The organism is Borrelia turcica IST7 (assembly GCF_003606285.1).
Classification (GTDB): domain Bacteria; phylum Spirochaetota; class Spirochaetia; order Borreliales; family Borreliaceae; genus Borrelia; species Borrelia turcica.
Genome location: NZ_CP028886.1, coordinates 1 through 20056, shown reverse-complemented (window position 1 = coordinate 20056; position 20056 = coordinate 1). Strand labels below are relative to the sequence as shown.

The window sequence follows — 20056 nt, the reverse complement described above, 5'->3', positions numbered from 1 at the left end:
AATCTAATAGAGCAAATGCAAATATCCTTCTTTCTATTTGATCATATCATACCTATGGATAAAGATACTAAACACAAAAGCTTTCATTGTATGATCAAGAAGGCAATTCTAAGATATTTGGCCTTTTGAATACACTAAATAGTGTTATAAAAAAGATTGAAAAAACCAATATAAACTCACCAGAATAAATACTAAAAAGCATTAGAACAGGATTATCTGAAATGGTTCTGGAAGGGTATGTAAACAAATCAATAATGGTACTAATAGGTTATCGAACCAGGTTAAAACTCAATGAACATTGCAAAGATAGTAACAAAAATAGTTATAAAGATTTATTATTAGCAAATTTGACAAGTATTAATAATGATGAGCAAAAAATCCAAATTAGAACTACCTCTTACCTGCAAAATAAAATTATTTTATTTTCAAAGAACCCACAGCTACTTACTATTAGTGAGGAACAACCAACACTTAATGATTTTGTAAAGGAAAGATCCAATGATATGGAGACAAAATACAGACAAAATACATAGATTTTGCTATCGGCAGCACAATTGCTCAGGATCGAACAATACTCATTATAGACTTAGATAATAATTAATTCATAGAAAGATAAAAATAAGGATACGCTTTATTCTCTCTAAGCGTAGAAACATAATTTTTATCCACATAAATACACAGGGCTTTCAAGAGATTTCTTTAGAACAACAACAAAAGCATTTAAACAAAATTCAATACCCACATCCGCTTTTGTTAGCTCACTCAAAGCAGAAGAGTGTGCAAGAGGATTTGAAAAAGATGGAGTCCCTACAATAGAAGAGCATAGAAATAAAGATATTGAAGTTCAAACTAAAGATCTTTTTAAAGAAGGCATGGATGCTGTTATTATTTCAAATTGTTTTCCAAGTGATTTGGAACTAGAGAAGATGGCTAAAGTAAATAGATATATATTAGAATTAAAAGCCGACCTAAATCCCAAAATCAACCCCATAGAAAGAGAGATAATTTTGGAAAACTTGCACTTTAATAGAGGAGATATCACTCCCTATAGGATTCGGTCAACCATGTCAAGAGTATATTATAAAGATATAAACTTTTCACTACACTCTCCCGATGAAATAAAAAGAGGAGATATCTTAATAGATTCTTCAGAATATTTAGGATACGGCGGCGAACTTCAAATAGCTCTTAAGGACACGCCCAATAATGGACTTGTTAATGTAGTTGGCAGAATACATGAAGAGGAATTATATCTTCTTGATGAAATAGAAGCTTGGGAAAAATTCAAAATCATAGAAAATAAATAAAAAAGACAATAATACCTACACTATGCTCTATAAGCTTACTTATTGTTAGTTTAAAAGCACTCTTATTGTTTATAGTATTGTAGTAAATTATAATAATGCCAATAATTAATCTTGATAAATTATTGCAATATTGTGTATATTTAATCAAATTCATTTTAGGAATAGTAGTTAACTAAACTAGGGAAATGAGCAAAACAAAGGAAATATTAGGGGTAAAAACCAATCATCCATATATAAATGATTACAGAGAAATTATAAATAAACTTTTTATAGATACTAAATCTAGAGATGTTATAGAAAAATTTTTTTACTATTTTAAAAAAGAACTTAAAAATAGAAATTTTAGTAGCTCTACATCAGAGGCAGAAGTAGAAACTTTCGTTGAAATGATTTCCAGAGAGCTTTCATATACAGTGAAGCAACAAAGTGGTATTACAACAGAAGGAAAATCATCAAGAACAGATATTTTATTGTTTGAAAATCAAGACGAAAAGGACTTATTTGACAAGAGTTTAACTTCCAGCAAAGTAATTCCTAGCGAAAAGATTTTGCTTATAATTGAAGTTAAAAACCCAAACAATGATTTACGAAAAGCCGAAGAACAGCTTTATGTTTATCTAAATCAGTATAAAAGAGATTTTGGAATCACTACTAATGGATATATATGGAGATTTTATGACAAATCACAAGTTTATACTGGAGAGAAAAAATATATTGAGTTTAATTTTTCAGAAATATTAAAGAATAAATTCAATAGACAAGAAGGTTTTCTTCTTTTCTTTTATCTTGTTCGGAAGGAAAGATATTTAAGTGGTGAGATTGAAGAAGAAAAAGTAAAAAGAAATCGTGAACAAGATACAATAAAGAAAACGCTTAAAGAAATACTTTATGCAAATCCCGATGACTCTATTGTCTTCAAAATAGCAAAGAATATATACAAAGAATTAAAAGAATCAAAAGATTTTACTTCTAGAGACTTAGAGATTATTTTAGAAGAAGCAACAATATTTGTACTGAGAATATTCTTTATTGCATACATAGAAGATAAATTTAAAGATGTTTTAGATAAACACTCAGTATATAAAAAAAAGGTATCTTTTAGACATTATTTTTATCCAAAATTAACCAAAGAAAATGCAGCATACATCAAACTCTTATCTATTTTTAGCCTGTTGGACGAAGGAATGGATAATGATTCTGACAAATTCCCTATGTTTAATGGAGGGCTTTTCTCCAACTCTAGAGCAAAGCATTTAACAAATCAAAACTTATTAACAACAGAAGAAATAAGAGATATCTTAACTAAGATTTTATTTTTTAACGAGGAAAATGCTAGAAATAAAAAATATGTAGAATATTCAAAGATAGATGTAAAAAGTTTTGGAGAACTTTATGAAGCACTTCTTGAGTATGACTTAAGAATTGCAAAAGATATTATTTATCGCATTAAAATAGATGGTAATTATTTGATTTACACCGAAAATAACTTACCCCCTGAATATAAAAATAAGGGATATATTACCACTTACTACGAGGGAGATATTTATCTTACTTCAATGTCTCTTAATAGAAAGAAAAGCGGAGCATTCTATACTCCAGACAATCTTACAGAATTTATGGTAACCTCAGCTATTGAAGAACAACTTAAGAGCAAATCTCCTTTTGAAATTAAGATTATTGACAATGCTTGTGGATCTGGTCACTTTTTGATTGCAAGTTTAAATTATCTTACAGATAAAGTTTATGCTAATATTGATGATTTTAAAGATGTAAAAATCGAGATGGCAAAGGAGCAGAAGCTCATTGAAGCTGAAACTAGCAAATATGGCATAAGAAATATAGATGATAAATTAATTTTAAAGAGAATGTTACTTAAAAAATGTATTTATGGAGTAGATATTAATCCAATTTCTGTTGAAGTTACCATGTTAAGTCTCTGGGTAAATACTTTTATTTTTGGGACTCCTTTAAGTTTCATTGAGCATCATATCAAAACAGGTAATGCTTTAATTGGATACATAAAAAACGAATTTTCTCATGCTGCTCGTAGATATCTTCCCGAGGATGCAAGCCTATGGCTTAATGAAAATATTAAGAATATTATGAGTAAAATAGAAGAATCTCTAAAAAGATTGAAATGCATTAACGATATTAATAAGGAACAGATTGAAGAATCTAAGACAATTTATTCTGAATACAAGAGAGACAGGGATAAATTAAAATTGGTTTTTTCTTTAGTTAAATTATATGAGCTATATTCAACTAAATCTTTAAAATTGAATCAAAAGATAAACTTTGGTGGTAGTGGTAGTTATGATGTCACAAAATTGATAGACAATATTATGAATGACAATATTACGGAAGATGCTAGTGAAATAATAAAAGAAGTTGAAGCTTTTCATAATGAATATAAAATTTTTCATTATGAAATAGAATTTCCTGATATAACTGATGGTTTTGAGATTGTAATTGGCAATCCACCTTGGGAGAAGGTTAAATTTGATGAAGCTGAATTTTTCGCTAAATACAATCCTGGCTATAGAAAACTAAGTATATCTGAACAAAATAAATTTAAAGAAGAGACAATGGGAAGCGAAATAAACACTGAAAGCAAAACATTGACTAGTTTATATAAAGATGAGAGAAGTACTATAGGGAAATTAAATGATATTTATAAGAGTAGTTTTACAGATTTCTCCTGTGGAGGAGATCCTAATCTTTTTAGATACTTTGTAGCCTTTAATTTAAAGCTCATTGCTAAAGGCGGAAACCTAACATATCTTATTCCATCTTGCATGTGGAGCGAACATAGTTCTCAAAAACTAAGAATATATCTATTTGAATACTATGAATTAAATTATTTGTATCAATTTGAGAATAAAAAACGATTTGTAGATGTACATTCCAGTTTTAAATTTGTTATTTTTCAACTTAGTAACAATAAAAAGAAAACATCACAATTTAAGTCAAAGTTCATGATTCAAAAAAATGACAACATAATTGAAGAAATGACTGAAGAACTAAGGTCTATAAAGAAAGGTCAACATTTTCCTTACAAAGGATTTTATTTGAGCTTAGAGGATATTCAAGCCATTTCTCCTTCTAAATATATTGTTGCAGAATACGGGAATGAAGAAGAATCTACTTTACTAAAAAAAATGTTTAATAAATATCCTCTGCTTACTGAGAATTATGTTAATTTCGGAGAAGGGATGCATGTTACCAAATATAAATCTTATTTTAAAGCATCTGATGAAAAAAAAGATGATGACATATTACTTTATCAAGGAGCTAATATTCACCAGTTTAATTCAAGATATTTTGAAAGTGAGAAGGCTAAAGAGAATTCTAAGCTACTATGGATAAGCAAGGAAAATTTGGATAGCCTCGTTTCGGATTGTTCTAGATATGAAGATTTTAAAATAATGTACAGAAAAATTGCTATTAATACAAATGAAAGAACAATGATTAGTGCTCTAAAACCTAAAGATAGTTATTGTACTAACAGTTTGTATCTAAATTACGAAGCCCCCCTTATATCTATTTTCAAAAAATTATTTATTATTGGTGTTTTTAATTCTTTATCCTTTGATTTTTTAATCAGGAAATTTGTTGAAGTGAATGTTCTAAAAACATGCCTTTATCAATGCCCAATGCCTCAACCTACAGATGAGGAAATTTTATGCAATCAAATTTATTTCAAACTCGCAAAGAATTCATGTATCTTAATCGTTAAGAATGACCTTCAAAATTTTTCTCAACTACTTGAATTAAAAGAATTTAATTTTAATAAGGAAGATAAAGCAAAAATATTAAAATTAAATTCTAAAGATAAATATTTCAAAGCGATTGAAAGAGAAATTAATTTTATTGTAGCCTCCCTTTATTCTTTAACCCCTGACGAGTTTGAAATTTTACTTGAAAATTTTAAAGTGCTAAAGAAGAAAAAAGATGAAAGTTATTTTTCGGACTTAGTTGAAGAATATAAAAGATGGCGCTTAAAGGAAGAAAAAAAGGAGTCAGAAAGCTTTATAGAAAGAACAGACTGCAATAAAAGGGAGTAACTCTAAGTTGTTCTGTTTCTCTTTTCATAATTATTTATTTAAATACATCTCTTTTTAAGTTCAATAAACGCCACCAATAGTCAAACAATGCTATCATTTAACAGAATTAATCCATATCTACACATATCTCTTTGCATATACATGAAGTATTTTCCCATATCCACATACTATATAAATCTTATTTCCAAAAGCCCCCTTTATTCTAATACCTACCACAATTCCCTCCTACATTTTCCAATTCTCTATTCTTACAAAAGTACTCTTTAAAAAATCTAAACTATTAAAACTTCTCTTAACAGATTTAACAAATTAATCAATTTCCCTTGCTTTATTCCTTAGTAGTAGGATAAGCCTTAGGTAATTCTTTAGCACCATTAAGTTTTAGTACAGCGAATAGGTTAGGATTGTCTACCTTAAGTTGGCCAATAACGCTAAGTTGGGCAACATACCCCCCATTTATTCCGACTCTCTCATCATAATATCTTCTTGCAAACTTACCATCATCAAATTTTGCCCTCTCTTTTCCTCCACCTACACTACCGTTGTAGACAAAATTGCGAAGTCCTACCCTTGTTGAGTAAATATCAAGACTACGAGAAGAATGTAATAAATATATATATCCATCATAGATATTATCCTCAGGCAGTTCAAAAATAAAAGGTTCTATACCCAAATAAATCCTGAGCAAATTTACCGCGTCAAATTCTGGCAGTTCGTATAGTTCTCTTTTTTTCTGTATGCCCTTATCATTTTTTATAAGATCATTTGCAGTTTTGACAGACATTACTACATTATTAAACGTTAAATTTAATCTTTCTTCTACCTCTTTAAATTTCTCTAGGAAGTCCTCAGTTATCTTAACATCAACTGGAGATGTTTTGGAATGGACATCGTTCATGCCTTCAAGAAGATAAGAACGATAAATCAACTTCGATAACTTTTTCATCACTAATTTCTCAGCTTCACTAATAAGCTTGTCACTCTTGTTTACAATATACGGAAAAGATTCCCTTAAGCTATACTCCTTAAGCAAGAAGTCACTCATTGCATTACCTTCTAACTGGTTAGGATCTGACGAAAAAGATTCAAGCTTACTTCCCCTTTGCTCTTTCATTGAATATAAAGTAATACCACCTCCCCTTTCAGTAACAGGCGTCTTTAAAAAAAATCTATCTATAATATCAAGGTAAGAATTAGTAAAACATTCACTCTGAATTAATTGATCCCTATAAAGAGGATTATTAAAACTAATGTTACAATTGTTTCCCAACATTTTCTATACTCTCCTTTTTTGGTTTATTTTGTTTTTATCTCTATTATGATTTTAAATTCATGTAATCTCTGTAAAGTTTCTCTATGCCATTTTGGCTTTAATCCAATCTGATCCTTACAATAAAAACATCATAAGAGGCATTATAATCTATCACAGTAAGTGCAAGTCAGTTTGTATTTACTGCCTAATCCAGAAACAATAAGATTTACAAAAAATTATAAATCACCTTAATAAACTCCCTTCTACAATCTTTGTGTACTCCTTATATTTTTAACCTTTATAATCAAATCGCCAACAACCTTCAAAACATCAAGATTAAACCCAATATAGGCACATATAAGATAATTACACTAAAAAATATCACAAATAATAAATATTAAAACTATTAAAAATGTTAAGTTTTATTTAAATAAAACTTAACATAAAAGTATAAACTAGTCAATTTTATCTTCTATATTGCTCTCTTTATTTTTATATTCAGAAAACTAACTATATTTTTCCCTATTATCCTATAATAAAACAAAACAATTAGATTAAAAATGCTTATTTTCACATACACTATATCTAGTCGATATCGAATATTATTCTTTACAAAAAGAAGTCAAATCAATCTTAAGTATTTTTAAAAGTATAATTAAAGTCAAAGGACTAAAAACATATATGGAGTAAAATTTATGATAATAAAAAATAATATATATCTTTACACTTGTAAAGAAATTAAAAATATACTTGATGAGAAGTATCAAATACATTACTCAATAGAGGGAATCTCTACTAAATTCCAACGAGTAGATGCAGAAATAAAAATTGGCAAATCCGCTCATATTCCAGAAGAATTCATTAGATACCTTTTTATCAATATGAACCAAAAAAAACACGACATCGTACAAATTAAAGAAAAAATTAGAAAAAGAAAAGAAGAAATTAAACTAATGCTGAATTACAAAGAATTAATAGGAAATTCTGCCCGAAATTCAAAAGATAAAACTAGAAAACACAAAATAAAAGATGAAGCAACACAAAAAACTATAACAAAGCTTATTAAAAAAATTTATAATAAAACTCATATCATATAGTCTAATCTACTATTCATAACCCTATATAAACTGATATTTATCAAATTTATGCAGGGTTGAAACGAGGCTAAAAAAAGTAAATAAAGCTATTAAATTAATAATTAATGGTTAATAGAAGATATCAATAAATAAAAATACTTAAAAATATTAATAAAAATTAGAAAACAAATAGTTGACACTTAAGAATATTTGTAGTAACTTAATCATCATGAGAAAGTTTATAAAAACAGCAAAAAACTTTTTTAAATAAAAACAAATGCTCTAAATAGCGTAAGTCAAAAACCTAATTAGAGCAAAGGATTTCTATATATGAATATACAACAAAGATCAAAAAAAATCAAGACTCACAAAAAAGATCAAGCTACCTTTTCAATATTACAGAAATTAACTAGTCTTAATGAATCTAAAATAGACAATGGAATGGCTCAAGTATCAATAACTTACGCAAAATCAATGATACTTAAAAAAGATATTATATTAAATAGACTCAAGAAAATCTGTTGGGCTATTGAGACTAAAAATAAGGAATATATCTCCTCAAAAGGAACTAAAGAGTATTCCGCTAAGGATATTAGACAAATAGTTAATTCTTGTCTTATTAAGGACGGTCTTAAACCTGTTGCCATAAGCACGATGAGAGGTGATATAGCTAAGCTTAAAAAAATAGGATTACTTAAAACATGGCATCAATCATTAGGGGAAGGAAACGGAAGCATAGCACGATACATACAAAACAGAGAAAAATGGCCAAGTAAAGACACCCTTATTAAAGCACATCTAGAAAAAGAACTGATTGAATGCTTTAAGAACAAGATTATTGTTGATAATTTTATCATACAAATGGAAAAAGAAAACTCTAAACAATCATCATTACCTAAACCTAGAAAATCTAAAAAAGAAAATTCACAAGAGCAAATTGAGCAAGGCAAATTGTCAAATGGCGGTGTACAAAATAGCGACCTTATATCTAAAGATATAAGAAGCTTATATAAGTATAAGAATTCTAAGAAATCGACTTTAAAAAAAGAAGAAGAAAATAGAACAGATGCAGGAAAGACGAGCAAAAATAGAGCAAAAAGCAATTCTAGCACGAAGACGAGACCAAAAATAGCATATAAGACGACATATGAAGAGTACATGGAAGTAAGACTAGAGAGTAGTTATAGGGTAAGTAAAGCCACAATGGCCAAAATAAGGTGTAATAGCAACAATGTTAATACATACAGGAACGCTTTAAGGAACCTAGAGGCAGGAATATTAGTATATGGTAGGGATTACTTAATAGGGGACATAGTGGAACACTTCACGAGTGAGTTTGTGAATGGGTATAAGGGAAAAGTATGGATGATGAATCCTAATACAGCAAAGACAAATGATTTTTATAAGATTTGGGGTATGTTCACGGATAAATACACGAATAAGTATAAGCAACAAGAGATGCTAGCAAGAAGGGCATACTATGATGGATACGGGAATATGAGTGAGTTAGATGCTAATGGAAGATTTATAGAAGGGAGTGTAAAGCTAATAAGTGGGTTATTAGATAAATTTAGACAAGATATCAACAAGGATAGCGTTATATGAAAAGAGTTAATTTTGCTAAAAGAGTCAAGGAAATAGTATCTGATACTTCTGTAGAAGAAATACTTGATATGTATGAGGTGTTGAAACCACACCTCAAGATTATCCTACAATGAAAAAACTGCTAATAAAAGTAAATATGAAATTATATTAATAATATTTTAATATTGATTATTATTTTATATTTGATATAATTGCAACAATGTATCTATATAGGAGTATAAATATGGGGAATTTAATAAAAATATTGCTGTTAAGTTTACTTTTATTACTAGCAGTATCTTGTGTTCATGAACAACAACAATCATCTTCAACAGAAGATGGAAATCATCTAAATGATGAAGACATAAATTCAGCAAATTATGAATCAAAGAAGAAAGATATATTGAGTACTCTAGCTCAGTCATTAAAACAGGTTGAAAATTTGCTACAAGTAGCTAGCTTAACAACAAATAAGCTAAACGAATCAGATGAAAACACAATCGGAACAGCTTTTACAAGTGCAGTAAATTTAATTTCATCTGCCACAGCTCATTTAAAAAGCGCTTCAGAAAAAACACATAAGATATCTGAATTTGCAGGAATAAATATAGAAGAGATAAAAAAGGCTAAAGATAAAGCTACCTCTGCAGATATTGCATCAACAGAAGCATCTAAGCTTGCTAAACAAGAAGAACAAAACATTCAAAAACTGTATAAAGCGCAAATGCAACAGTCTGCTACAAATTCTGAAGATATAAAACAGGCTAAAGCATCCGTAGAAGTAGCTTGGAAAGCTGCAGAAAAAGCTAAAGACGATATAGTAGAAGCAGAAAAGGCAGCAAAAGAGGCATTAGCGAAAATTAACACAGAAAATACAAACAACGCAAAGCTTACAGACATAAAAGAAATAACAGAATTAGTAGTAAAAATAGCTGAAAACACAAAAAAAGTAGCGCAAGAAGTTGTAGATTCATTAAACAAAACTTAAACAAACAGAATAAAATGAAAAAGGAATAAGCATATTTTTCTTATTCCTTTTTTCCCTATTAAAATAGAATTAAAATAGATCCCGTGAATATAATTTAAGCAGATAATTGTTATTTACTAAAATGATAAAAAGAACCCTTCATTTTAAGTAAAAGTATGTGGAATAAAGAAATCTTGTATTGATTTTCATATATTCATACTACAGCCTCTCAACTCTATGTCAGATTAAATCTTTCCTTGCTAAGTTTAAACACTTTAATTTATTTTACTCAGGGAGAACTGATACTATTAAATAACCAACACTTTTTAAAGGAAGATTGATTGTCTAATATAATTAATTTATAATTGTCTCTATGGAGGATAAGTTATCTAATCTTATTCTACAGAATGCAACTCTAATTTTAGTGGATATTCAAAACGATTTCTTAGAATCGGGTGCTCTTCCTGTTCCTAGTGGCAGTGAAATTATTCCCTTAATCAATCATCTTCAAACCTGCTTTAATCATGTTGTTGCCACCAAAGATTGGCACTGTGAAAACCACATAAGCTTTAGTAGTATTAATAATAAGGGGTGGCCTAAACACTGTGTTCAGGGTACATGGGGAGCAGAATTTCCAAAGAGTTTAAATGTTGAAAAAATAAAAGCTGTTTTTTTAAAGGGACAGAATAAAAATTCTGATAGTTACAGTGGTTTTTATAACGATTCTGATAAAAAAGAATCAACAGGTCTTTTTAATTATCTTAAATCAAATGAAATTAATACAGTGTTTATAGCAGGACTAGCATTAGATTTTTGCGTAAAGGAAACAATTATTGACGCCTATAAATTAGGATTACAATCTTATTTAATAATTGATGCTACAAGAAGTATTTCACCTTTCCCTGACCTAGTAATACAGGATCTTAGAGATCTTGGTATATTAACCTGTTTATCAAAAAATATTTTTGATAACTCAAGCCTAAGTCATTTTAAAAATTCAAAATCTTTCTATATCTAAGATATTATTAATAATCATTATAAAAATGTTTACTAGAAATTCTAATTTCTCATTTAAATTTTAACTATATAATCATCTGTTATTGATTAGAAGCAATCACAACATTAAAGTCTAGTTAACTACTAATTAGTCTCTTAATTATAATTTAAGCCCAATAAAAGGGACATAAAAAGATTAAGCAGGCTAATAGCCTGCACTCTTTTAGAATTAAAAAATTTGGATTATAATGTAAAAATAATAAAAAAACCTATTAATGGTGCTATAAGCCGTGTACGAAAAATGACTTATAGCGCCGAAAGGATAATAGAATGATACCGCAAAAGCCTTTATTTTTCAAGAAGACCACCAAGGACAAGGAAGTATTACTACAAAAACTTATTAAAAATAGCCAAGAAGCTACAAGTCATACTAAATCAGTCACGATTAACTATGTAAAATCACGAATAGCTCGTACCCAAACACAAATTGAGCGGTCATATAAAATTTGTTGGGCTATTGAAGTTAAGACTATAGAATATTACGAATCAGGTAGGCTTAGACATTATTCAGCATGCGACATTCACAGAATGGTTAATTCTATACTTGCTAGCAAAAATTCTAAACCATATGCATCTAGCACACTAAGAGGCGACATTAAGGTATTAAAAGAGTTAAAGCTCATTGAGGCAGTAACAAAATATTTAGGAGATGGAAATGGGGGATTTTCATTCTATGTAATTAACCACAAAAAATGGAAAGACTATAAAACAATAATTAAAACCCACTATGAAAACAAACTTATTAACGATTTAGCTAATGCAAAAATTACAGGTATTTTTGAAGAAAAGATTGACAGCATATTATTCGATGAAGAATTAGAAACAGAAATAGTAGAAGTAGAAAATTCACAAGAAGGAATTGAACAAATTGAGACAGACAAATTGTCAAATGGCGGTGCGCAAAATAGCGACCTTATCTCTAAAGATATAAGAAGCTTATATAAGTATAAGAATTCTAAGAAATCGACTTTAAAAAGAGTTGAAGAAAATGGAACAGATACAAAAAATAGAGCAAAAAGCAATTCTAGTACGAAGACGAGACCAAAAACAGCTTATAACACGACATATGAAGATTACATGGAAGTAAGACTAGAGAGCAATTACAGGGTAAGTAGAGCCACAATGGCCAAAATAAGGTGCAATAGCAACAATGTGAATACATACAGGAACGCTTTAAGGAACTTAGAGGCAGGAATATTAGTATATGGTAGGGATTACTTAATCGGGGACATAACGGAACACTTCACGAGTGAGTTTGTGGGTGAATATAGTGGAAAAGTATGGATGATGAATCCTAATACAGCAAAGACAAATGATTTTTACAAGATTTGGGGCAGATTCACGGATAAATACACGAATAAGTATAAGCAACAAGAGATGCTATCAAGCAGGACATATTCTGATGGATACGGGAATATGAGTGAGTTAGATGCTAATGGAAGATTTATAGAAAGGGGTGTAAAGCCAATAAGTGGGTTATTAGATAAATTTAGACAAGATATCAATAAGGATAGCGTTATATGAAAAGAGTTGATTTTGCTAAAAGAGTCAAGGAAATGGAAGTAGGTACTTCTGTAGAAGAAATGCTTGATATGTATGAGAGAAAACGAGAGTGGCAGGAGTATTTAGAAGTACATGGTGAAGGCAGAGATCCTAATGAGGTATATGATGAATGGGTAAATACAACGATAGTAGCTAGATTGGGCAAGAGACTAGAGAGGGCAAAGAGGATGGGAGAAAGACTTGATAGTGAGTTTGAGAAGAGAATTGGCAAGACAAAAGTTAAAAACAAAATAAAAATGAAAAAAGGAGAATAGTATGAGTGAAGTTAGGTATAAAAGGCCAGTAGTAAGAGAATATAGGGAGAGTAATATCAGACTTACTGAGGAAGATAAAATAGCCATAGAAAACATGCTTAAAGATGATATTGGAGAAAATCATGAGGAGATAAAGGAATATATAAGAAATCTTATGATATACCTAGGGGACATGGGGGAATGCATAGACCAAAGTAAAGTGTTTAAAACATGGAACAATAGATATTGCCCACCTAATTTGAAGGAGAGATTTAGTAAACATAAAGAGAAAATTGAGAAATATTTTGAAGAAAAATATTCATAAGCGGTTACTGATAAGCTATGGACGGAATGGATGAATTCTGTACATGAAGACTTAATATACATGGATTGGAAAAGAAATAAGGAGAATAATATGAGTGAAGTTAGACTAACTGAGAAAGATAAAATAGAGTTAGAAGATACATTAAAAACACTAAGGGAGCTTAGGAAGAGTAAGATCATACTACCAGAGGAATACAAGATAGAGCTAAAAAATAAAGTAAAAGATGACATTATAAAAATTTGTGAGTATTTGGAAGAAGATGATAGAAAATTTGAAGAATACAAAGAGAAACATGGAGCAGGAAGAGATGAAGATGAATTGTATGAAGCATGGCATAGTAAGCCTTATCCACGTAAAATAGATAATCTTATTGAAAAAAATATTTCAGAAATTAGAGAATATTGGGAGGAAAAATATCCAGAAGTAGATTGCAGTACAAGAGGTGATTTAAATAGTGAATGGTTTTGTTGGTATAACTTTTTGTATAAAAAGCTTGGAATGGCATGGTTAAGGGGAGAATAATATGAGTGAAGTTAGACTAACTGAGGAAGAGAGTATAGAGTTAGAAAATAACTTAAAAACACTAAGGGAGCTTAGGAAGGATAATATCATATTTCCAGAGGAATACAAGATAGAGCTAAAAAACAAATACAAAGCTGACCTTATAAAAATTTATGAGTATATAGATAAGGAAGAGAATACATTTGAGGCATACAAAGAGAAACATGGAGCAGGAAGAAGTGATTATGCAGTGTATAAAGAATGGTATAGTAAGCCTTTTCCTCCTGAAATACAAGCTCTTATTGATAAGAATGGGGAGGATCTAAGAGAATATTTGGAGGAGAAATATCCAGAAGTAGATTGCAGTACAATAGATGATTTAAATAGTGAATGGTTTGAATGGTATAACTTTTTGTATGGCAAGCTTGGAATGGCATGGTTGCGGGGAGAGTAAAAGAGTTATTTAAAACATAAAGATTAATAAATGGAATTAAAGGGAGAGGATATTTAAGTCAAGTGAAGATAATAAACAGAGAAGGAAGTAAATATAAATATAGGGAAGAAATAATAAGACTGTTTCCCAAACATGATACATACATAGAAGGGTTTTTGGGAACAGGGGCAATATTTTTAAACAAACCACTAGCGAAATATAACATAATAAATGATGCTTCAAAATTCATATATAAGATATTTTATTTTTTAAGGAAAAATCCAGAAGAGTTATACAGAAGAGTAAAGGAGGCGATAATATATGACGAAATAGTAGAAGAGAATCAAGAAAAGATTGAATATCAGGTAATAAGAGCATTATATTCAATCTTTGGATCATGTACAAAAACAATGGTAGTAAATAAAATAAATGCAAGGAAAAACTTTTTAGAAAGACTTGAGAGGTATAAGGAAGAAATACAGAGTAAACTGAGTCAAAGTATGTTTTTTAGGAAAGATATATTTAAGTTTATCGAAACAATAACACTAAACATGAGAATGAGTCAAAAAAGTTTTATATACCTAGATCCCCCGTATAGCGTATCAAAAGGAAGGTTGGGTGATAATAAGGGCTGGCGTATAGAAAAGTTAGAGAAACTTATTTTAGAGGTTAAAAAATATAGGTGGCAATATGCAATAAGTGAGTTTAATGACACAAAGGTGATGGAATTATTTGAAAAGCATGGTCTTAATATACATGTAATAGGAAAATCAAGTGGAATAAATAGGACATTTGGGCATAGTAAATGTGAGATACTAGCAACATCATATTGAGGCAGGTGTTGCAAAAAGGGCTTAAAAAGGCTATAATAAGGCATACAGAGTAAATGAGGAGATGAGTATGGGGAATTTAGTTGAGCGAATAAGTAAATTATTTTTCTCTAGTAAAAAGGAAGACGAACGGGGAATTGATGATGTGTGCATGGAGTTGGAAGGTAAGGAAGAGGCTAGCGTAGTAAAAAAGAGAGGTGGAAGGCCATCACTTAATCTTACTGAGGAAGAGAAGAAGGAAAAGCTTCGTATAAAGAATAGGTTATATAGGGAAAAAAATAAGGACAAGATTAAGGAATATAGGGAAAAGAATAAGGACAAACTTAAGGAATATAGGGAAAAGAATAAGGACAAGCTTAAGGAATATTTTGAAAAGAATCAGGATAGGATCAAGGAAGTAAGGCGACAATATTATGTAAATAATAAGATTGAAATAGTAGCTAAGAAAAGGGAAGCAAGGCATGAGAATCCAGAAAAATCAAGAGAATATCAAAGACTTTATAGAAAAGCTAAACCAGAAGTTTCTATAAAGAGTAATAGGAAGTATTACTATGCAAATCAAGAAGAATTAAGAAGGAAGAGAAGAGAGAAATATGCAAGACAAAAGCTAGAGAGAGCAAATATTTCTTAGAATTTAAAAATTAATTAGCATTGGTCTTTTTGTAAAACTGTCATGTAAAATAAAAATAAAAAAGCAATAAAAAAAGTTTAAATCAAATAGTATTGGTTTTTTTGTCAAATTATCATGTAGTATTGACTACTAAGAAAACTTAAAATGTATCAAGTTTATTTCGAAATATCATATTAGGATTTTTGTTAAGAATTTAATGAATTAAAATATGTTATTTTATTTCAAATCTATTTTGAAATATTTCATATATATTAAATTTTGTATTAAAACATTTCAAAATTATTTTAAGATATCAAATTTTCTTTTAATAAATTTCAATTTCTTTTAATTTCTTTTAAAGACACACTAAAATATTTTAAAGAAAACATAAAAAAACATGAAATATTTTAAAATATTTCATGTTTTTTTATAAGGAAATAACCCGTATAAAGCCCATATTTTAAGTTTTAGTAAAGATAAAAATATTTTAAAGATTTTATTAAGAAAATAGATTTTTTTAAATACAAATTGTTGACATTTAAAGTAAAAGATAATACACTTAAGTTAAGATAAAAAACTAGTTTAGAAAAAGACTAGTAGGAGGTAAAGAAAATGAATAAAAAATTACTTATTAAAAATAAAAAATTAAAGGGACTTAACCTTAAAAAGATTAAATCCCAAAAAAAATCTATCTATAACAACATTATAACAAAAAGTAGAAAAGAAAAAAACTTAAATAGAGTCAATACCCCAGAAGGGTGGTCAATTGTAGACCATGAAACATACTTGAAATATCATAATATATTTTGTGAAGACACAAACTATATTTTATACCCTATATTTCGTACTTTATTTGGAGCTAGAGATAGTGAAGAAATTTTCCAAAGATATGAAATAAGTAAAGTTAGCGAACTTTATAGAGAAATACTTAATTTAGAAGATTATTTAGACCTTGAATTAAGGTGGGGGGATATTCCTGTATTTACTTATATAAGTTCCTTATCATGGTGTTTGTGTGAGTTAAATGAGATTGATAATATTCAAGCTATTTTTTCAATGATTATTGAGTTTTGCATTGAGTTTAAACTTGAAAAAGAATTTATTGAAGATACTAGTGAACAAGATTTATTTATCTATTTTGCGCGTAAGTGTTTTGAGTTTGGAACTATTGAAATAGAAAAAATCAAGTTTGAAAATAAAGAAAATATGATAAAGAAAAGACAGGAAAATTTAGAAGTGTTGTTGGGTAAAAAAGAATATATTGAATTTATAGACAAAAAAGCAATTCTTGAAAAAGAAAAATATGAACTTAAGGAAAAATATCGGGAACTTGAAAAAGAAAAAAATGAACTTACGGAAAAGTATAGGGAACTTGAACTTAAAGAATATGAAATAGAAGAAAAACAATCTTTACTAGAAAAAGAACAACATAATTTTATCTGTTGGCTCGAAGCAGAAAAGTATTATAAGGGGGAGATTGAATACCAACAATTACTAGAAGAACGAAAAATTCGTGAAGAAATAGGGGTTTTGTATGTTTAAGTTTTTAAGGAATTTATTTGAAAATATAAAGATAAAGGTTACTAGCTATAAGCTAGTGACCCCAAATAGATTAGCAAAAATAATAAAATATGAATATTTAGGAAATAAAATAATATTTAAAACTAGGATATATGAAAATTGGTTTAATTCATTGAGTAGTGTAGAAAAACAATTTATTTTAAAAAATAAGAGTAAAAAATTTAAGAATAGTTATAACACAATATCTTATTTGTTTGAATACTTATTACTTTTTTCTAAAAGTAAAGATTTATACTATAAAAATTTTCTTTTCTATAATGAAATTAAGGATAAATTTAATTTATCAAATTCTATTGAAAAAGAAAATTTAGTTATTTCTAATATTGAATATATGTTAAGTCTTTTTGATAAAGATTTTTCTTATATAAAAAAGAGTGTAAAATCTTATTATTATCGATATAGTATTGCTAAGAATAAGGTTGTGAAAAATAAGGTAGCAATCATTGACAATAAGAATAGTAATAGGTTGTGTTTGTTTGAAATTAAGGGTAAGGAGTTGCAATATGAAAATTAGTAGAGACAATAAAAAGAGTACTAGTGTTGTAAAAAACACTAGTACAAAAAATGTTATTGTAGAACACAATAACAACACAACACTTATTCTAAATAATAGGGTTGATATATTAGTTTATGTTTTAAAGTTTATAGGACTTATAAGTATTGCTCTTTTATTACTTATATTTAATATAATAAGTTCTTATTCCGGATTTAATTCTTATAATAATTTAGACAATTCGAATAAAGAATTTGTACTTTTTTCATTGTTAGTAAGTATTGTTATGATAATAGTACCTTCTATGGTATTCATGTTCTTTTATTCTAAATTAAGGGAAGTTAAAAAAGGAATACTAGATTTAGGTAATTTAGAAAAAGTATTAGCGTGTATTTTGATATTAATTGGTGTTGTAGCACAACTTTTTAGTACCTTTATGACATATGAAACACTTTATTATTCAAGATTTAGTAATTTTATTGAGAATGAAATAGCTAAACATAAAGAATATGTAAGGGGTCGAAAAGAATTTTTAGCAAAACATGAAGCAAATATTCTAAATGCAATAAAAGAATTGGATATAAAAATAAATGAAAATAATAAGAGAATTAAGTTAGCAAACGATGAACATATTAAATTAGACTATACATTTAAAACAAATAAAGTTAATTTACTTAAAGAAATTGAACGGGCGGAGGCGGATAATAGTAGATTAAAGGTTGAAAAGAATAATAAACTTAAAGAATTAGAAAAGAATAAAAGTGAAATAGTTTCCTTTAATTTGAAAAATTTAAGATTGGGGGGGCTTTATGTTTTAAGTGGTACTTCAACAGTAGTTTCTAGCGATGATATTGATAATATTGTATTTTGTTGGGGTTTATTCTTATTAGCTTTAATGCTAGATATATTCTTAAGTATTTCATTTTGTATGTTAAGAAATACAATAGGTGATTTTCTATTGTATTATAGATTAAATTATAAAAGTAGATATATTGATAATAAAAACAATATAAAACCAACAATTAAGCTTAAATCAAATAAAATTGACTTAAATTCTATTCCGGTTGAAGTATATAATGCTTTAGAAGTTGTATCTAAAAATTTGGAAAAAGATAATAAAACAATTAAATCTATTAATGTTATTCATGATAATACTAAAATATCAATTCATAATATAAGAAAAATGTTACAACTTTTACTTGATTATGGTTTTTCTTATAGGAAACAAAAAAGATTAATATTAAATGTAGAGTCAATATTAGAATTTATTAAGTATTTCAATGGTAACAAAATAGACCAAAACTTAAAAAGTGAATTAGAAAAACAATATGATTTTTTAGAAACATTTAGTAACTTAAATATGTTTATACATAAAGTAGTTTAGGGGGCAAATATTATGAATAGTACATTAACAATACCACAAGAAACAACAGTAGATGAAGTAAAAAAAGACTTAAAGGGGGTCGGGATAAAAGAGGCCACTATTGAATTCTTATTGGTTAAAAGTACAAATTACCATTATGCAGTATTATCGCAACAACTTATTTCGGTTAAAGAACAAGTAGATTTAAAGTTTCAAATTGTAAATGAAAAATTTGAAAAAACGGATCAAAAAATAGATAGTTTAGAAAAAAATATGGATATAAAATTTGGAAAAATGGACGATCAAATAGATAGTTTAGAAAAAAATATGGATATAAAATTTGGGAAAATGGACGATCAAATAAATAGTTTAGAAAAAACAATGGACTTAAAGTTTGAAACAATTGATGTAAAAATAGATAGTTTAGAAAAAAATATGAAGAGTGAACTAAGTAAATCCAATCGTATGCTTATTTTAATAGCAACAGTAGGGGCACCGGTTTGTTATCATTTATTGCAACAATTAATATTGTATTATAAAGGATAATAAGAATTAGTTAGTATAGAAAAGAAAAGTCAAGGTTTAGTAGCCTTGACTTTTTATTTGTGGTAATTTTTATTTAAAATAGTTATTAATTAATAATAGTTCTAAATAAAACAAAAAAACAATAATTCTTAAGACAAAAAATAAATTCTTAAATAAATATAGAATAGTTAAGTAAAAGGAATAATAAGTAAGTAGGGAAGTAGATATAGGAATACTTAATAAAGATATAGGTTTTTATAAACAACAATTAAGAATAAACATACTAGATATAA

19 protein-coding genes and 1 pseudogene are annotated in these 20056 nt (G+C 28.1%); 19 read left to right on the top strand and 1 reads right to left on the bottom strand.

Annotated elements, in window-relative coordinates; all coding sequences use genetic code 11:
* Nucleotides 1–221 precede the first annotated feature (221 nt).
* The 4 genes and pseudogenes from DB313_RS05325 (at nt 222) to DB313_RS05315 (ending at nt 5371) form a co-directional block, all read left to right on the top strand.
* A complete protein-coding gene (locus DB313_RS05325) occupies nt 222–533 on the top strand; it encodes a hypothetical protein (protein ID WP_120104843.1) in 312 nt (103 codons plus the stop codon).
* 132 nt (nt 534–665) lie between these two features.
* Nucleotides 666–920 (top strand): annotated as a pseudogene (locus DB313_RS06565) (MupG family TIM beta-alpha barrel fold protein); the annotation flags it as partial.
* 6 nt (nt 921–926) lie between these two features.
* Nucleotides 927–1307 (top strand): phospho-sugar glycosidase domain-containing protein, encoded by a 381-nt coding sequence (locus tag DB313_RS06560; RefSeq protein ID WP_274542544.1) that lies wholly within the window; start codon nt 927–929, stop codon nt 1305–1307.
* A 185-nt stretch (nt 1308–1492) separates the two neighbouring features.
* Nucleotides 1493–5371: an Eco57I restriction-modification methylase domain-containing protein gene (locus DB313_RS05315; RefSeq protein ID WP_120104842.1), complete on the top strand. Its 3879-nt coding sequence runs from the start codon at nt 1493–1495 to the stop codon at nt 5369–5371.
* Nucleotides 5372–5699: 328 nt separating this feature from the next.
* Here the strand turns inward: DB313_RS05315 and DB313_RS05310 are convergent, their stop codons facing one another.
* Complete coding sequence (locus DB313_RS05310; RefSeq protein ID WP_120104841.1) at nt 5700–6644, bottom strand: hypothetical protein; 945 nt, start codon at nt 6642–6644, stop codon at nt 5700–5702.
* 674 nt (nt 6645–7318) lie between these two features.
* On the opposite strand from DB313_RS05310, the gene DB313_RS05305 reads away from it, so the two are divergent.
* The 15 genes from DB313_RS05305 (at nt 7319) to DB313_RS05235 (ending at nt 19784) form a co-directional block, all read left to right on the top strand.
* A complete protein-coding gene (locus DB313_RS05305; protein WP_120104840.1) occupies nt 7319–7720 on the top strand; it encodes a hypothetical protein in 402 nt (133 codons plus the stop codon).
* A gap of 309 nt (nt 7721–8029) precedes the next feature.
* Nucleotides 8030–9304: a plasmid maintenance protein gene (locus DB313_RS05300; RefSeq protein WP_120104839.1), complete on the top strand. Its 1275-nt coding sequence runs from the start codon at nt 8030–8032 to the stop codon at nt 9302–9304.
* A gap of 223 nt (nt 9305–9527) precedes the next feature.
* Nucleotides 9528–10271: an OspD family protein gene (locus DB313_RS05295; protein ID WP_120104838.1), complete on the top strand. Its 744-nt coding sequence runs from the start codon at nt 9528–9530 to the stop codon at nt 10269–10271.
* Nucleotides 10272–10623: 352 nt separating this feature from the next.
* Complete coding sequence (locus DB313_RS05290; RefSeq protein ID WP_120104837.1) at nt 10624–11268, top strand: isochorismatase family protein; 645 nt, start codon at nt 10624–10626, stop codon at nt 11266–11268.
* A gap of 308 nt (nt 11269–11576) precedes the next feature.
* Complete coding sequence (locus DB313_RS05285) at nt 11577–12830, top strand: plasmid maintenance protein (RefSeq protein ID WP_120104836.1); 1254 nt, start codon at nt 11577–11579, stop codon at nt 12828–12830.
* On the top strand, nt 12827–13123 hold the full coding sequence (locus tag DB313_RS05280) for a hypothetical protein (protein ID WP_120104835.1): 297 nt from the start codon (nt 12827–12829) through the stop codon (nt 13121–13123). The genes DB313_RS05285 and DB313_RS05280 overlap by 4 nt, the downstream gene beginning before the upstream one ends.
* A gap of 1 nt (nt 13124) precedes the next feature.
* Nucleotides 13125–13427: a hypothetical protein gene (locus tag DB313_RS05275; protein ID WP_120104834.1), complete on the top strand. Its 303-nt coding sequence runs from the start codon at nt 13125–13127 to the stop codon at nt 13425–13427.
* A gap of 30 nt (nt 13428–13457) precedes the next feature.
* Nucleotides 13458–13949 (top strand): hypothetical protein, encoded by a 492-nt coding sequence (locus tag DB313_RS05270; RefSeq protein ID WP_161555027.1) that lies wholly within the window; start codon nt 13458–13460, stop codon nt 13947–13949.
* 1 nt (nt 13950) lies between these two features.
* Nucleotides 13951–14382, top strand: a complete 432-nt coding sequence (locus DB313_RS05265) for a glycoside hydrolase family protein (protein WP_120104832.1) — start codon at nt 13951–13953, stop codon at nt 14380–14382.
* 62 nt (nt 14383–14444) lie between these two features.
* On the top strand, nt 14445–15194 hold the full coding sequence (locus DB313_RS05260) for a DNA adenine methylase (RefSeq protein WP_161555026.1): 750 nt from the start codon (nt 14445–14447) through the stop codon (nt 15192–15194).
* Nucleotides 15195–15261: 67 nt separating this feature from the next.
* Nucleotides 15262–15822, top strand: a complete 561-nt coding sequence (locus DB313_RS06455; RefSeq protein WP_161555025.1) for a hypothetical protein — start codon at nt 15262–15264, stop codon at nt 15820–15822.
* A 591-nt stretch (nt 15823–16413) separates the two neighbouring features.
* Entirely contained in the window at nt 16414–17343 is a 930-nt protein-coding gene (locus DB313_RS05250) for a hypothetical protein (protein WP_120104829.1), read from the top strand.
* Nucleotides 17336–17896: a hypothetical protein gene (locus tag DB313_RS05245; protein WP_120104828.1), complete on the top strand. Its 561-nt coding sequence runs from the start codon at nt 17336–17338 to the stop codon at nt 17894–17896. Before DB313_RS05250 ends, DB313_RS05245 begins: the two co-directional genes overlap by 8 nt.
* On the top strand, nt 17886–19259 hold the full coding sequence (locus tag DB313_RS05240) for a hypothetical protein (RefSeq protein ID WP_120104827.1): 1374 nt from the start codon (nt 17886–17888) through the stop codon (nt 19257–19259). Before DB313_RS05245 ends, DB313_RS05240 begins: the two co-directional genes overlap by 11 nt.
* A gap of 12 nt (nt 19260–19271) precedes the next feature.
* Entirely contained in the window at nt 19272–19784 is a 513-nt protein-coding gene (locus DB313_RS05235; protein ID WP_120104826.1) for a hypothetical protein, read from the top strand.
* Nucleotides 19785–20056: the final 272 nt, after the last annotated feature.